12 protein-coding genes are annotated in these 15,105 nt (G+C 65.3%); 4 read left to right on the top strand and 8 right to left on the bottom strand.

From position 1 onward, the window contains the following. Positions 1-493 precede the first annotated feature (493 nt). Positions 494-2,236 (bottom strand): YbaL family putative K(+) efflux transporter, encoded by a 1,743-nt coding sequence (gene ybaL, locus ACQR1X_RS15065; RefSeq protein WP_434892523.1) that lies wholly within the window; start codon positions 2,234-2,236, stop codon positions 494-496. Positions 2,237-2,401: 165 nt separating this feature from the next. Here ybaL and ACQR1X_RS15060 point away from each other — a divergent pair, with 165 nt between their 5' ends. Continuing rightward, complete coding sequence (locus ACQR1X_RS15060) at positions 2,402-2,965, top strand: DinB family protein (protein ID WP_434899110.1); 564 nt, start codon at positions 2,402-2,404, stop codon at positions 2,963-2,965. 84 nt (positions 2,966-3,049) lie between these two features. On the opposite strand, the gene ACQR1X_RS15055 is transcribed toward ACQR1X_RS15060, so the two are convergent. The 7 genes from ACQR1X_RS15055 to ACQR1X_RS15025 all read right to left on the bottom strand — a co-directional run bounded on the left by ACQR1X_RS15055 (position 3,050) and on the right by ACQR1X_RS15025 (position 10,862). Beyond that, positions 3,050-3,604, bottom strand: a complete 555-nt coding sequence (locus ACQR1X_RS15055; protein WP_434899109.1) for a GNAT family N-acetyltransferase — start codon at positions 3,602-3,604, stop codon at positions 3,050-3,052. A 168-nt stretch (positions 3,605-3,772) separates the two neighbouring features. Then, positions 3,773-4,942, bottom strand: coding sequence for an acetyl-CoA acetyltransferase (locus ACQR1X_RS15050; RefSeq protein WP_434899108.1), 1,170 nt, complete (start codon positions 4,940-4,942; stop codon positions 3,773-3,775). A 72-nt stretch (positions 4,943-5,014) separates the two neighbouring features. Continuing rightward, positions 5,015-5,998, bottom strand: a complete 984-nt coding sequence (denD, locus tag ACQR1X_RS15045) for a D-erythronate dehydrogenase (protein WP_434884400.1) — start codon at positions 5,996-5,998, stop codon at positions 5,015-5,017. A gap of 271 nt (positions 5,999-6,269) precedes the next feature. Beyond that, positions 6,270-7,208 (bottom strand): carbohydrate ABC transporter permease, encoded by a 939-nt coding sequence (locus ACQR1X_RS15040; protein WP_434899107.1) that lies wholly within the window; start codon positions 7,206-7,208, stop codon positions 6,270-6,272. Next, positions 7,205-8,161 (bottom strand): carbohydrate ABC transporter permease, encoded by a 957-nt coding sequence (locus tag ACQR1X_RS15035; RefSeq protein WP_315803136.1) that lies wholly within the window; start codon positions 8,159-8,161, stop codon positions 7,205-7,207. The genes ACQR1X_RS15040 and ACQR1X_RS15035 overlap by 4 nt, the downstream gene beginning before the upstream one ends. A 247-nt stretch (positions 8,162-8,408) precedes the next feature. Further along, a complete protein-coding gene (locus ACQR1X_RS15030) occupies positions 8,409-9,731 on the bottom strand; it encodes an ABC transporter substrate-binding protein (RefSeq protein WP_315803135.1) in 1,323 nt (440 codons plus the stop codon). 69 nt (positions 9,732-9,800) lie between these two features. Continuing rightward, complete coding sequence (locus tag ACQR1X_RS15025) at positions 9,801-10,862, bottom strand: ABC transporter ATP-binding protein (protein WP_434899106.1); 1,062 nt, start codon at positions 10,860-10,862, stop codon at positions 9,801-9,803. Between the two features lie 288 nt (positions 10,863-11,150). Between ACQR1X_RS15025 and ACQR1X_RS15020 the strand changes: the two genes are divergently transcribed. The 3 genes from ACQR1X_RS15020 (at position 11,151) to ACQR1X_RS15010 (ending at position 15,064) form a co-directional block, all read left to right on the top strand. Further along, positions 11,151-12,230: a LacI family DNA-binding transcriptional regulator gene (locus ACQR1X_RS15020; RefSeq protein WP_316216299.1), complete on the top strand. Its 1,080-nt coding sequence runs from the start codon at positions 11,151-11,153 to the stop codon at positions 12,228-12,230. Positions 12,231-12,368: 138 nt separating this feature from the next. Then, on the top strand, positions 12,369-14,192 hold the full coding sequence (locus ACQR1X_RS15015; protein WP_316180723.1) for an IlvD/Edd family dehydratase: 1,824 nt from the start codon (positions 12,369-12,371) through the stop codon (positions 14,190-14,192). Positions 14,193-14,329: 137 nt separating this feature from the next. Next, positions 14,330-15,064, top strand: a complete 735-nt coding sequence (locus ACQR1X_RS15010; RefSeq protein WP_434899105.1) for an SDR family oxidoreductase — start codon at positions 14,330-14,332, stop codon at positions 15,062-15,064. Positions 15,065-15,105 lie beyond the last annotated feature (41 nt).

The raw sequence follows: 15,105 nt of genomic DNA, 5'->3' as shown, positions 1-15,105 counted from the left end.
GTCGGGATGCCGGGACCACGCGACTTCACGTCCGCAACCTGCCGTTCGTCCACGCGAGCCAAGCTGCGCTGCGACACGTCGCGGCCACCGCATCCCTGCCTCAACGTTCGTGACGATCGCGAAGCGCCCCTCGTGGCGAAGCAGGATGGGGAGAGTGAACCATATATTCTGGAAAAACGAAACAACTATATTTTTCGCCCGGGGACTGGACAGGGCAAATCAGCTTGAATGCGCAAGAGAAATTCGCCGCTCGGCGCAGCCACAGGCAGCGTCATTCCGGGGCAAGGCCGCAGGCCTTGAACCCGGACTCTCGATCTTGTCTTGCATCTCGTGCAAACCAGCTCGGGATTCCGGGTTCAATCGTCAACGCGCAAGCGCCTCGACGATTGCCCCGGAATGACACTGAGAGTGAGGTTGCCGCGGCGGAAAAGGCATTGTTGGCAAAGCCGCGTCCCGAAGACTTGTAGCGACATCGCCCGCCGGCGTGATCAGCTCAAATCGGGATACTCTCCGCCGCTCGCTGCGGCGCCAGCTCCGGCGCTGGATCAGGCGGCCGCGTATCCAGCTCCTCGATCATGCCGCGCGCGATCTCGCGCTCGCCCATGATCACCATATCGGCGCCGAGGGATCTGAGATGCTCGACCTCGGCATCGGAATGGGCGCGCGCCACGATGTGCAGCGCCGGATTGGCGGCGCGGGCCTGCTCGACGATCTGTCCGGCCTCGAACGCCTCGGGAATGGCAATGACGAGCGCATGCGCGCCGGCCAGATTCGTCGCCCGCAGCACGTTGCTGCGCGCGGCGTTTCCGGTGATGGTCTCGACACCCGCGCTCTTCAGCTGCTTCAGGATGTCCTCCGACGTTTCCACCGCAAGGAACGGATGCCCGCGCTGCTGCAGCGCCTCGCCGACGAGGCGTCCGACGCGGCCATAGCCGACGATGATCGTGTGCTCGGTCAGTTGCGTCACCGGGATCTCGGCCGGCGGTGTTGCTGAAGGCGTCGAGGCATCGGCCCGGCGGCGCTCCAGCCGCGGCATCAGCCAATCGAGCGCGGCGAACATCAGCGGATTGAGCATGATCGAGATGATGGCGCCGGCCAGGATCAGGTCGCGCCCGGCTTTCGGCAAGAGATTCGAGGCGCCGCCGATCTCGGCGAGGATGAAGGAGAATTCGCCGATCTGCGCAAGGCTCGCGGAGATCGTCAGCGCGGTCGAAGCCGGACGGCGGAAAGCGATCACGATCAGGAACGCGGCAACCGACTTGCCGAACAGGATGATGAACAAGGTCGCGAGCAGCGGCCAGGGCTCGCGGATCACGCTTCCCGGATCGAACAGCATGCCGGCGGAGACGAAGAACAGCACCGCGAAGGCATCGCGCAGCGGCAGCGATTCCTGCGCGGCGCGCTGGCTCAGCGGGGACTCGCCGAGCATCATGCCGGCGAAGAAGGCGCCGAGCGCGAGCGACACGCCGAACAGCTTTGTCGAGCCGAAGGCGACGCCGAGCGCGATTGCGAGCACCGCCAGGCGAAACAGCTCGCGCGAGCCGGTGTGGGCGATGTAGTGCAGGATCCACGGGATCAGGCGGCGGCCGACCAGCAGCATCACCGCCATGAACACGCCGATCTTGACGAAGGTCAGCAACAGCACGCCGGTCAGCCCGAGCCCGAAGCGGGCGGCGAGCGGATCGGCGGCGGCGACGTCGCCATTGCCGTTCTGCAGGCTGGCAAAGGCCGGGATCAGCACCAGCGCCAGCACCATCGCGAGGTCTTCGACGATCAGCCAGCCGACCGCGATGCGGCCGCGCTCGGTTTCCATCAGCCGCCGCTCCTGCAAGGCGCGCAGCAGCACCACGGTGCTGGCGACGGAGAGCGCGAGGCCGAACACGAGGCCGCCGCCGATCGACCAGCCCATCGCCCAGCTCAGGGCCATGCCCATCAGGGTCGCCACCGTGATCTGCACAATCGCGCCGGGCACGGCGATCGCGCGCACCGACATCAGATCCTTGAGCGAGAAGTGCAGGCCGACGCCGAACATCAGGAGAATGATGCCGAGCTCGGCGAGCTCGGTCGCCAGCGCCTGGTCGGCGACGAAGCCGGGCGTGAACGGACCGACGGCGACGCCGGCGAGGAGGTAGCCGACCAGCGGCGGGAAACGGAACCGCTGCGCGAGCGCTCCGAAGACGAAGGCCAGTCCAAGGCCGGCGACGATGGTCGCGATGAGGGGTGTGTCGTGCGGCATCTCAACTTGTTGCACGGGAGGCGCAGCGATGCACCGCGACCAATTGTGGCAGAGTTCCGCAAATGCGCATGGGGATGGTGCACGGACGGCTGCGGAAATCGGTGGTGAATGGCGTCATCAGTTCCGTATGATGTGAAGCGAGCCATCACGGGGTGCCCTGTCCCAATGCCCGCCGATCTCGTCCAGACGTTTCGCGCCTTCGCCTATAATAATTCATGGGCCAATCACCGGCTGCTGACCGCCTGCGGCCAGCTCAGCGCCGAGGATTTCGCCGCGGAGCGCGCGGGCTTCTTCCCCAGCCTGCAGCGGACGCTGAACCACATCTACATCATCGACCTGTTCTACATCGACGCGCTAGAAGGCGGCTGGCTCGGCCCGATGGCGTGGCAGAACCAGGTGCCGTTCCCGCGTCTCTCCGATCTCGTCAAGGCGCAGGGCGCAATGGACCGCCGGCTGATCGCATTCTGCGAGGCGCTGACGCCGGCCCGGCTCGACGACACCGTCCGCATCAACCGCGAGAGCCGGGTGCAGAACGAGCGCTGCGACCGGCTGCTGCTGCATCTGTTCCAGCACGACATCCATCACCGCGGCCAGGCGCATGCGATGCTGTCGGCGACGTCCGTCAAGCCACCGCAGCTGGATGAGTTCTTTCCGGCCGATGACGCCGGCCTGCGCGCGAAGGATTTCGCCGAGTTGGGGTTCAGCGAGGAGAAGATCTGGAAGCCGTAGCCCAGATGACTGCCCACGACGCACACTCTCTCCGTCATTCCGGAGCGCGCGCTGCGCGAGCCCCGGAACGACGAGGAGGAGAGATCAGCGCGAGGCGCCTTCCCACAGGGCGCGTGGGAGCCGGTACATCACTTGCCGGCACAACGGGCTGTCCGCCTCGACGCGCGGATGATCGAAATCGGAGGCCTCGTCCCTGATCATGCCGAGCTTGCGCATGACGTTCTGCGAGGCTTCGTTGGCCGGCGCGGCGTAGGCGATGATCTCATCGAGACCGAGCCGATCGAAGCCGAAGGCGAGCGATGCGCGCGCGGCTTCCGTCGCGATCCCCCGCCCCCAGGCCGCGCGCGCGAGCCGCCAACCGATCTCGACCGCCGGCGTGAACGGCGCATCGAAGAACACGCGGAATAAGCCGGTTGCTCCGAGGAAGCTGCCGGTGGCGCGGTCTTCGACCACCCAGAAACCGAAGCCGTGCTCGGCCCAATGCTTGATCTGAAAGTCGATCCACTGATCGCAGGCCTGCCGCGTCGGCAGCGCGCGCAAGTATCGCATCACCGCGGTATCCGCCGACATCGCCGCGAACGGCGCGCGATCATCGTCGCACCATTCGCGCAAGATAAGGCGGTCGGTTTGGATGATCATGACAGATCACTGAGGAGGCTGACGACCAGATTACCCTGCCTTGAAGCCCCCCTGGGTCACCGTCATTGTGAGGAGCGAAGCGACGAAGCAATCCAGAATCCCGCGCGCGGCCCTGGATTGCGTCGCTGCGCTCGCAATGACGGTGGATGGCCCCTCTTGAAACGTAGCCTACTTCGTCGGCTCGAGAATCGACACATAGTTGGCCACCGCGGCGCCGCCCATGTTGAAGATGCCGCCGAGCTTGGCGTTGGGGAGCTGCATGCCTTCGGGCGCGGTGCCGGTGAGCTGCATCGCCGTCATGACGTGCATGGAGACGCCGGTGGCGCCGATCGGGTGACCCTTGGCCTTGAGGCCGCCGGACGGATTGACCGGCAGCTTGCCGTCCTTGAGCGTCCAGCCCTCCTTGATGGCGCGGGCGCCCTGCCCCTTCGGGGTGAGGCCCATCGCCTCGTACTCGATCAGCTCGGCGACCGTGAAGCAGTCATGGGTCTCGACGAAGGAGAGATCGGACAACGTGACGCCGGCCTTTTCCAGTGCGCGCTGCCAGGCCACGGTGCAGCCCTCGAAGGCGAGGATGTCGCGCTTGGACATCGGCAGGAAATCCTGCGCGTGCGCGGTGGCGCGCACGTTCACCGCTTTCGCGAAGGACTTCGCGGTCTCGCTGTCGGTCAGCACCAAAGCGGCGGCGCCGTCGGACACCAGCGAGCAGTCGGTGCGCTTCAGGGGGCCGGCGACATAGGGGTTCTTGTCGCTCTCGGAGCGGCAGAACTCGAAGCCGAAATCCTTGCGCATCTGCGCATAGGGATTGGCGACGCCGTTCTTGTGGTTCTTGGCCGCGATCAGCGCCAGCGCGTCGGACTGGTCGCCATATTTCTGGAAGTAGCCCTGCGCGATCTTGCCGAACACGCCAGCGAAGCCGCCGACGGTGTCGCCGTCCTCCGGCAGATAGGACGCCTTCAGCAGGTTCTTGCCGATCTCCGGCCCCGGCGTGCGGGTCATCTGCTCGACGCCGACGACGAGCACGATCTTCGCGGCGCCGGCAGCGATGGCGCGGATGCCCTGGTGCACGGCGGCCGAGCCGGTCGCGCAGGCGTTCTCCACCCGCGTCGCCGGCTTGAAGCGCAGTGCCGGATCGGCCTGCAGCACCAGCGAGGCCGTGAAGTCCTGGGCTGAGAAGCCGGCGTTGAAATGGCCGAGCACGATCTCGTCGACGTCGCCCGCCGAAATGCCGGCGTCGGCGAGCGCCTCATTGGCGACCTTGACGACGAGGCTCTCGACGGTCTCGGCGTCGAACTTTCCGAACGGCGTATGCGCCCATCCGACGATGCTGGCGGTCATGATTTCTCTCCCGAATGTCTCCCTGCTCAAATGGCGCTTTGCGCCATTGGAGTCCAGAGGCTGGTGGCGTTCTCAGGCCACGAACTTACCACCGAGCTCGTCCTCGATGTGAATCCGGATGATGTCGTCGAACGTCTTTTCCTCGGTGGTGAAGCCGAGCTCGCGGGCCCGCTTGGCCTCGAAATTCCGCGGCCAGCCGGCGACGATGCCGATGATGAAGGGATCCGGAACCCTCTGGATGCGGTTGGCAACGTTGTCGCCCGCCACGCGCCGAAGCGCGGCGATCTGCTCGCCGACGGTGGCCGTCAGGCCGGGCATGGTGAGATTGCGGCGCGGGCCGATCTTCGCGGTGTCCATCGTCGCGGCATGCAGCAGGAAGCCGACCGCCGAACGCGGCGTGGCGTGCCAATGCTGGACGTCCTCGGACACCGGCAGCACGGCCTCCTTGCCGGCGAGCGGCTCGCGCAGGATGTTGGAGAAGAAGCCCGAGGCGGCCTTGTTCGGCGCGCCGGGGCGGATGCAGATGGTCGGCAGGCGAATGCCGACGCCGTCGAAGAAGCCGCGGCGGCTGTAGTCGGCCAGCAGGAGCTCGCCGATCGCCTTCTGGGTGCCGTAGCTGAGTAGCGGCGCATTGACGAACTCGTCGCCGATGGCGTCGGGGAACGGCGCGCCGAACACCGCGATCGACGAGGTGAAGACCAGGCGCGGCTTGTAACCGTCGCCGATCAGCCTGACCGCGTCGAACAGCATCCGCGTGCCGTCGAGATTGATGCGGTAGCCCTTGTCGAAATCGAGCTCGGCCTCGCCGGAAACGATCGCGGCGAGATGGAAGATCACGTCGGGACGCGCGGCGACGAGCTTCTCGGCGAAGCCTGCGACGGCGAAGTCGCCGGCAATGGTCTCGACGGCGATGGGCGTGTCCGGCTTCGCCGGCGCGACGATGTCCTGCAAGGTCATACGGGTGATGGCCGCCTGGCCGAGGCGGCCGTCGCGGACCAGACGCTCGACCAGCTTGCGTCCGACCATGCCGGCGGCGCCGAGAACGAGAATATGCAAGGGGATGCTCCTTGTTTCTTGTTGTTTCACCATGCGCGACGACGATCATCGACGCAAAGCGGTGCTCATGACTGCGCCCTCTCCCCTTGTGGGAGAGGGCTACACTGCCGGTGCCGCACGCTCGCTTGGGTGAGGGGTTTGGTCCCACAAACTCCGCCATCGCGGAGAGAGACCCCTCACCCGGCGGCGCGCTTCGCGCGTCACCACCCTCTTCCACAAGGGGAGAGGGTGCACCGCCCGTGCGGTGAGATTGAAGTGCTGTGCGAGCGCCCTACTCCTTCACCGCGCCGGTCATGGCCGACACATAATGCTCGACGAAGAAGGCGTAAAGGATGACCAGCGGCAGCGAGCCGACCAGGGCGCCGGCCATCAGCGATCCCCATTTGTAGATGTCACCGTCGACGAACTCGTTGACGATGGCGACCGGCACGGTCTTGTTCGGCGTCGACTGCAGGAAGGTCAGCGCGTAGATGAACTCGTTCCAGCACAAGGTGAACGAGAAGATGAAGGCCGAGATCAGGCCGGGCACGGCGAGCGGCACGACGATCTTGACCAGGATCTGCCAGCGGCTGGCGCCGTCGATCAGGGCGCATTCCTCGAGCTCGAACGGGATGGTCTTGAAGTAGCCCATCAAGAGCCAGGTCGAGAACGGGATCAGCAAGGTCGGATAGACCAGGATCAGCGACAGCGGCGAGTCGAACAGCCCGTAGGCCTGGATCACCGAGGCCAGCGGGATGAACAGGATCGACGGCGGCACCAGATAGGCGAAGAAGATCAGCACGCCCACCGTGTCGGCGCCCTTGAAGCGCAGCCGCACGATCGCATAGGCCGCGAGCACGGATGCGAAGATCGACAGCGTGGTGGCGCCGACCGCGACATACATCGTGTTCCACAGCCAGCGCGGATACTGCGTCTCGAACAGCAGCTTGGAGATGTGCTTGAAGGTCGGATGCACCACCCAGAACGGGTTGTACTTCTCCATGTCGATCAACTGCTCGTCCGGTTTGATCGACGTCAGCCCCATCCAGTAGAACGGGAACAGCAGCACCAGGAGAATGATGCCGAGCGGCAGATACAGCGTGATCAGCCGTCGCGGCAGCGACTCGAGATAGCTCATGCCCTCGCTGTCGTCGTCGGCCGCGAGCGCGGCCGCCGTCGTCGTCGTGGCGTTGGATTGCGTCTTGGATTGCAGCGCAGCAGTCTCGGTCATTGGTCGGATCCTTGCTGCCATTTGCGCCGTTGCATGCCGAACCAGGAGATCGCGATCGCCGCGAGCAGGAACGGGATCATGGCGGTGGCGATCGCTGCACCCTCGCCGAGGCGGCCGGAGATGATGCCGCGCTGATAGCTCAAGGTCGCCATCAGGTGGGTGGCATTGACGGGACCGCCGCGGGTCAGCGCCCAGATCAGCTGGAAATCGGTGAAGGTGAACAGTACCGAGAAGGTCATCACCACCGCGATGATCGGGGTCAGCAACGGATAGGTGATGAAGCGGAAGCGCTGCCAGCTGGTGGCACCGTCGAGCGTGGCGGCCTCATACAGGGAGGGCGAGACGGTCTGCAGGCCGGCCAGCAGCGTGATCGCGACGAACGGTACGCCGCGCCAGATGTTGGCGATGATCACGGAGGCGCGTGCCCAGTTGGTGTCGCCCAGGAAGTTGATGTTCTGGCTGATGAGGCCGAGCTTGATCAGCGACCAGGAGATGATGGAGAACTGGGAATCGTAGATCCACCAGAACGCGATCGCCGACAGCACCGTCGGAACGATGAAAGGCACCAGCACGATCGCACGGACCATGGCCTTGAACGGCATCCGCCGGTTCAACAGCAGCGCCAGATAGAGGCCGATCGCGAATTTGATGGCGCTTGCGACGATCGTGTAGAGCAGCGTGTTGAACACCGCGAGCCAGAAGATCGCGTCATCCCACAGCCACTCGTAGTTCTCCAGCCCGACGAAGACGCCGGCGCGGCCGATCTTCTCGTCGGTGAAGCTCATCCAGACGCCGAGGCCCAGCGGATAGGCCAGGAACAGGATCAGGAATGCTGCCGCCGGCAGCATGAACCAGAGCGCGACGAAGTTGCGGTTGGTCTTGATGCGTTCCCACGCGGAGGGCTCGCCGGTCACGGCCGCGCCACGTGGCAGCGAAGTCTGAATGGTACTCATCGTATCGAGCAGCTCCCTTCGAACCTAGGGATGGGCAAACCGCAGCATGCCCACCGGCGTTCGGGACGGATGGTTCTGTTCCGCCATTGCGAGAAGCCCCCCGGGTCTCGCCGTCGGCGAGCCCGTGGGCAGGCTCCGTGACGAAGCAATCCAGAGTCGAGCGCACTGCCCTGGATTGCTTCGCTTCGCTCGCAATGACGGCGAGCACGGCGGGTTGCGCCCTTGCCCAGCCTACGCAGTCATCACCTCAGCGGAAGATGCGCTTGGCGGAGCGCTCGGCGCTCGCCATCGCCGTCTTCACGTCCTCGCGGCCCGTGCAGTAGTTCGCGAACATGTCGACCACGACGAAGTCGGCGATCGCGGCGGCTGCCGCCTCGCCGAGCTTGCCGACGCCGGCCGGCGTGACAGCCGTCGCCGCGACGTCGCGATACGGCGTGTTCTTCGGATCGGCGGTCCAGATCGGGTTGGCGTCGTAGGCCTTGAGGAAATGCGACAGGTAGCCCTGCGCCGCCTCGATCCACGGGTTGAACTGCTCCGGCTCCAGCAGGAAGGCCGTGAACGCCTTGCAGGTCTGCGGGAACTTGGTGAAGTTGTAGATCAGGATCGGGAAGCCGAGATGCAGCTCGCGGGTCTTGCCGTCGAGGCCCGCCGGCAGATGCGCGTGGTTCATGTCCTTCGCGACTTCCGGATTGTCCTTCTTCGCCGCGACGTAGATCGAGATGCCGTTCACCGTCAGATAGAGCTGTCCGGCCACGAACGCCTTGTTGTTGGACGAGTCGTTCCACGACGCGGTGCCCGGCACGAAATTGTCGTACAGGCCCTTGACGTATTCGAGCGCCTTGGCGGTCTCCGGCGAGTTGATGACGACCTTGTTGTCCTTGTCGATCAGGTTGCCGCCATGCGCCCACAGCGCCCAGTGCAGCCAGCCGTTGGCGTCGCCCGAGGCGTGGCCGAGCGCCATGCCGCCCGGCGTGCCGTTCTTGTTCATGCCCTTCACAAGGTCGGCGAAGCCCGCGAGATCCTTCGGAAACTCCTTGTGGCCGGCCTTCTCCATCGCCGAGATGCGGTAGTTGACGAGGCCGCCGGTGGCCGCCACCGGGATGCCGATCCACTTGCCGTCGAGCATGCCGTAGGCCTTGCCCGAGTCGGTCCAGCCGCCGCACTTCTTGCCGAGATAGTCGGCCACGTCGCTGACATCGGTGACCTTGTTGGAGAACAGGAACGGCAAGGTGTAGAGGCCCCACACCATGTCGAGGCCCTGACCGGTGTTGGCGGCGACCGAGGCCTTCGGCTGGATGTCGTCGTAGGATTCGTTGGAGACGTTGATGGTGACGTTGTTGGCCTTCTGGAACGCATCGACGATCTTCATGAAGGCCACGTCCTCGGCCTCGACGAAGCGCTTCCAGCGCAGAAGATTGATCTTGGCACCGGCTTCCGGCTTCCACGGCGAGGTCTGCGCCCAGGCCTTGGCATAGCCGAGCAGTTCGTCGGCCGACATCGTCGCCGCGGCCGCCAGCAAGGTCGCGCCACCCTTGAGCAGGGACCGGCGATCGGTGGGGAAATGAGTCATCTGAAGTTTTCTCCCGTTGAGTATTTGCTTGTTTTGTTTGTTGTCAGTTCTGCGCCTCGAGCGCCCGGATCAGAGTCTCCGGCCGCTGTCCTTGTCGAACAGATGCGCCGCCGACGCGCGCGGGCGCAAATGGATCTTCTCCCCGGGATTGACCTCGTGGCGGTCGCGGAACACCGCGATGATGTCCTGGGTGCCGATGCGGGCGACGATCTGCGTCTCCGAGCCGGTCGGCTCGACGACGACGACCTCGGCCTCGATGCCGTCATCGGCAAGCTCGAGATGCTCGGGCCGCACGCCGTAGACCACGGGGCGGCCGTCGGAGGCGGCCGGCGCGGTCAGCAGCGGCAGCTTGGCGCCGTTGTCGGTCTCGACATAGACCGAGCCGTTCGACTTGAGGTGGCCGTCGAGGAAGTTCATCGCCGGCGAGCCGATGAAGCCGGCGACAAACTGGTTGTCCGGCTTGTCGTAGAGATCGAGCGGCGAGCCCATCTGCTCGACGATGCCGTCATGCATGACGACGATCTTGTCGGCCATCGTCATGGCCTCGATCTGGTCGTGAGTGACGTAAACGGTGGTGGTCTTGAGCCGCTGATGCAGCTCCTTGATCTCGGTGCGCATCGCGACGCGCAGCTTGGCGTCGAGATTCGACAACGGCTCGTCGAACAGGAACACCTGCGGATCGCGCACGATGGCGCGGCCCATCGCGACGCGCTGGCGCTGGCCACCGGAGAGCTGGCGCGGATAGCGGTCGAGCAGCGGCGTCAGCGCCAGGATCTCGGCGGCGCGCGCGACGCCCTTCCTGATGTCCTCGGGCCGTGCGCCGCGCAGCTTGAGCGAGAAGCCCATGTTGTCGGCGACGGTCATGTGCGGATAGAGCGCGTAGTTCTGGAACACCATCGCGATGTCGCGCTCTTTCGGCTGCACGTTGTTGACGACGCGTTCGCCGATCGAGATGGTTCCGGAGGTGATGTTCTCGAGCCCTGCGAGCATGCGCAGCAGCGTCGACTTGCCACAGCCGGACGGCCCGACCAGCACGACGAACTCGCCATCCTCGATCGGAATCGTCACGCCGTGCAGCACCTCGAATCCGCCGAATGATTTGCGCACGTCGCGAATTTGCACCGACGACATCAATTTCCTCCTCAAAGACCGACAGCATTGGCTGCTTGCCGGCGGCATTCTGACCGTTGTTCTCGGCCGTTTGATCAGGCCGTTTGTCGTTTTGTAGTCCTGGTCGTGCAGTCTTGTTCTTGGTGGTCTTGTTGTTGGCTCCGGTCGCTCCGACTGGCTCCGAAACAGGGCCAGCTCGGCTGGCATTGTCCGCAGTTCAGTTCGCTTCCGCAATGTCTCGCTTAGCAACCGCGTGATAGCGCTGTCAATATCGCTTGTGTACCAGACCGCCTATGCTATGAGCGAGGCATGGGACGGAAACGCATCGAGCCGGGCAAAGTCCGGCTGACCGAAGTTGCGGCACTGGCGGGCGTCAGCCCGATCACGGTGTCACGCTTCTTCCGTAATCCCGCCACGGTCTCGGCCGGCCGCCGCACGCGGATCGAGAGCGCCGCCAAGGAGCTCGGCTACGTGCCGAACCTCGCCGCGCGCGCGCTCGCATCGCAGCGCACCGAAGTGATCGGCGTGCTGATACCGTCCCTCACCAACAACGTGTTCTCCGACGTGCTGCGCGGCATCTATGATGCGTTCGAAGGCAGCCGCTACAGCATCCAGCTCGCCAACACCCGCTACAGCGTGTTGCAGGAGGAGCGCCTGCTGCGGTTGTTCCTGATGCAGAAGCCGGCCGGCTTGATCGTGACCGGTCTCGACCAGACGGCGGAGAGCCGGTTGATCATCCAGGCGGCAGACTGTCCCGTCGTGCAGATCATGGAGCTCGGCGCCGACCCGATCGACATGATGATCGGATTTTCGCACGTCGATGCCTGTTTTGCAGCCATTTCACACCTTCTCGCGCAGGGCTGCCGCCGCATCGGCTTCATCGGCGCCCGCATGGACCCAAGGGTGCAGCGCAGGCTGCAGGGCTATCAGAACGCGATGAAGGGGGCCGGTTTGTTCGACCCGCGTCTCATCGTCACGGCGCCTGTTCCGACCTCGACCACGATGGGCGGCAGCCTGTTCTCCGATCTGCTGATGAAGGCGCCGGATCTCGACGCGGTGTTCTGCGCCAATGACGATCTCGCGCTCGGCGTGCTGTTCGAATGCCAGCGCCGGCACATCGCGGTGCCCGAGCAGATCGCGATCGTCGGCTTCAACGACATGGAGTTCATGGCCGCGGCGGTTCCGACGCTCACCAGCGTGCGCACCAATCGCTACGAGATGGGTCGGCGTGCGGCGACGATGATCATGGACGCCGTGGAAGGCCGTCCCGTGGCGCAGCGTGTCGTCGATCTCGGCTTCGAGGTGATCGAACGGCAGAGCTCGACCTTGCAGCGCGGCACCGCAAATCCGCAGCCTGCGTCGGGGCGCGCTTCCGGAACAAAATGGTAGCGCAACCAAAAACCATGCACTAGAACCACTCGAACCAACAACGACTTGAACGAAAGACGTAGGCGATCCTCGACAGCGGGCCGATGGCGCACAGACGACGGACCGGCCTCGCCACGTTTGCACTGCGGGAGAAAACACATGACGAACTCGAACGGGCATGCCGGCAACGGCGCTGACAAGAGCCGCAAGCTGCGCTCGCAGGCGTGGTTCAACGATCCGCACAATCCGGGCATGACCGCGCTCTATCTCGAGCGCTACCTGAATTACGGCCTGACCCGGGCTGAGCTGCAGTCGGGCAAGCCGATCATCGGCATTGCCCAGACCGGCAACGATCTCTCGCCCTGCAACCGCCACCACATCGAGCTGGCGCACCGCGTCCGCGAGGGCATCCGCGCCGCCGGCGGCATCGCGATGGAATTTCCGACCCATCCGATCCAGGAGACCGGCAAGCGCCCGACGGCCGCGCTCGACCGCAACCTCGCTTATCTCGGCCTGGTCGAAATCCTTTTCGGCTATCCGCTCGACGGCGTGGTGCTGACCACCGGCTGCGACAAGACGACGCCGGCCTGCCTGATGGCCGCGGCGACCGTGAACATCCCCGCCATCGTGCTGTCGGGCGGCCCGATGCTGAACGGCTGGCACGAGGGCCAGCGCACCGGCTCCGGCACCGTGGTGTGGAAGTCGCGCGAGCGGCTCGCCGCCGGCGAGATCGGCTATGAGGAGTTCATGGAGATCGTCGCCTCCTCGGCGCCGTCGGTCGGCCATTGCAACACCATGGGTACGGCCTCGACGATGAATGCGCTGGCCGAGGCGCTCGGCATGTCCCTGCCCGGCTGCGCCGCGATTCCAGCTCCATATCGCGAGCGCGGCCAGATCGCCTACGAGACCGGAACGCGCATCGTCGACATGGTGTGGGAAGACCTGAAGCCGTCGGACATCCTGACGCGCAAGGCATTTGAGAACTGCATCGTCGCCAACTCCGCGATCGGCGGCTCGACCAACGCGCCGATCCACATCAACGCGCTGGCGCGCCATGTCGGCGTCGAGCTCGACATCGACGACTGGCAGAAGGTCGGCCACGACGTACCGCTGCTCGTCAACATGCAGCCGGCCGGCTTCTATCTCGGCGAGGAATTCCATCGCGCGGGCGGCGTGCCGGCCGTGATCGGCGAGTTGATGCGGCACAAGCGCATCCACGAGGACGTCATCACCGTCAACGGCCGCAGCATGGGCGACAATTGCCGCGAGGCGCCGAAGCCGGACAACGACGTGATCTGGTCCTACGACAAGCCGCTGGTGAAGGATGCCGGCTTCCTGGTGCTGCGCGGCAACCTGTTCGATTCCGCGATCATGAAGACCAGCGTGATCTCCAAGGAGTTCCGCGACCGCTATCTCGTCAATCCGAAGGACCCGAACGCCTTCGAGGGCCGCGCCATCGTGTTCGAGGGTCCGGAGGACTATCACGACCGCATCGACGATGCATCGCTCGAGATCGACGAGCACTGCGTGCTGTTCATCCGCGGCGCCGGCCCGATCGGCTATCCCGGCGGCGCCGAAGTGGTGAACATGCAGCCGCCGGCAGCGCTGATCAAACGCGGCATCCTGTCCTTGCCCTGCATCGGCGACGGCCGGCAATCCGGCACCTCGGGCTCACCGTCAATTCTCAACGCGTCGCCGGAGGCCGCCGCCGATGGCGGGCTCGCAATCCTCAAGACCGGCGATCGCGTGCGCATCGACCTCAACAAGGGCTCGGCCAACATCCTGATCTCGGACGAGGAGCTTGCGACGCGGCGCGCCGAGCTGAAGGCCAAGGGCGGCTTCCCACACCCCGCCAACCAGACGCCGTGGCAGGAGCTCTATCGCAACACCGTCGGCCAGCAGGCCACCGGCGCCTGCATGGAGCTTGCCACGCGCTATCACAACATCGCCGGCACTGTCGGCGTGGCAAGGCATAATCACTAGACACGCCGCGCAAAGCCGGCCACCGTCATTGCGAGGAGCGAAGCGACGAAGCAATCCAGAGCCGCGCGCGCAGCCCTGGATTGCTTCGCTGCGCTCGCAATGACGAAAGAATCAACGAGCATCCCAAGGGAGACCCCATGTCCGACCGCCTCAAGGGCAAGCGCGCCTTTGTCACCGCCGCCGCAGCCGGCATCGGCCGCGCCTGCGCGATCGCTTTCGCGCGTCAGGGCGCGACCGTGTTCGCCACCGATATCGATGAGAACGGCCTGAGCACGCTGAAGAGCGAAGGCATTGCCGAGGTCGCGACGCTCGACGTGCGCAACACCGCGGCCGTGAACGCGATGGCCGATCGCGTCGGCAAGGTCGAGATCCTGCTCAACGCTGCCGGCTTCGTGCACAACGGCACCATCCTCGACTGCTCCGACGACGACTGGGATCTCTCGTTCGACCTGAACGTCAAGTCGATGCATCGCACGATCCGCGCCTTCCTGCCTGACATGCTCGATCAGGGCGGCGGCGCCATCGTCAACATCGCCTCCGCCGCCGGCGTGTTCAAGGCGGCACCGAACCGCTACGTCTACGGCGCGACCAAGGCGGCGGTGGCGGCGCTGACGCGCTCGGTCGCAGCCGATTTCGTCGGCAAGAAAATCCGCTGCAACTGCATCTGCCCCGGCACGATCGAAACGCCCTCGATGCTCGGACGGGCGGCCTCGGCCGGCCCGAACGGGCTCGAGATGTTCATCTCGCGCCAACCGATGGGCCGGCTCGGCACGGCGGAGGAGATCGCCCATCTCGCGGTCTATCTCGCCAGCGACGAGAGCGCGTTCACGACCGGCGTCGCGCACACCATCGACGGCGGCTGGACACTGTAGCTTCTCCTCATCCTGAGGAGCCGCGCAGCGGCGTCTCGAAG

It is taken from the genome of Bradyrhizobium sp. HKCCYLRH3073, from assembly GCF_051167995.1.
Taxonomy (GTDB): domain Bacteria; phylum Pseudomonadota; class Alphaproteobacteria; order Rhizobiales; family Xanthobacteraceae; genus Bradyrhizobium.
Note: the sequence above shows the minus strand (reverse complement) of the source record. Positions and strands in the feature narration are given on the sequence as shown.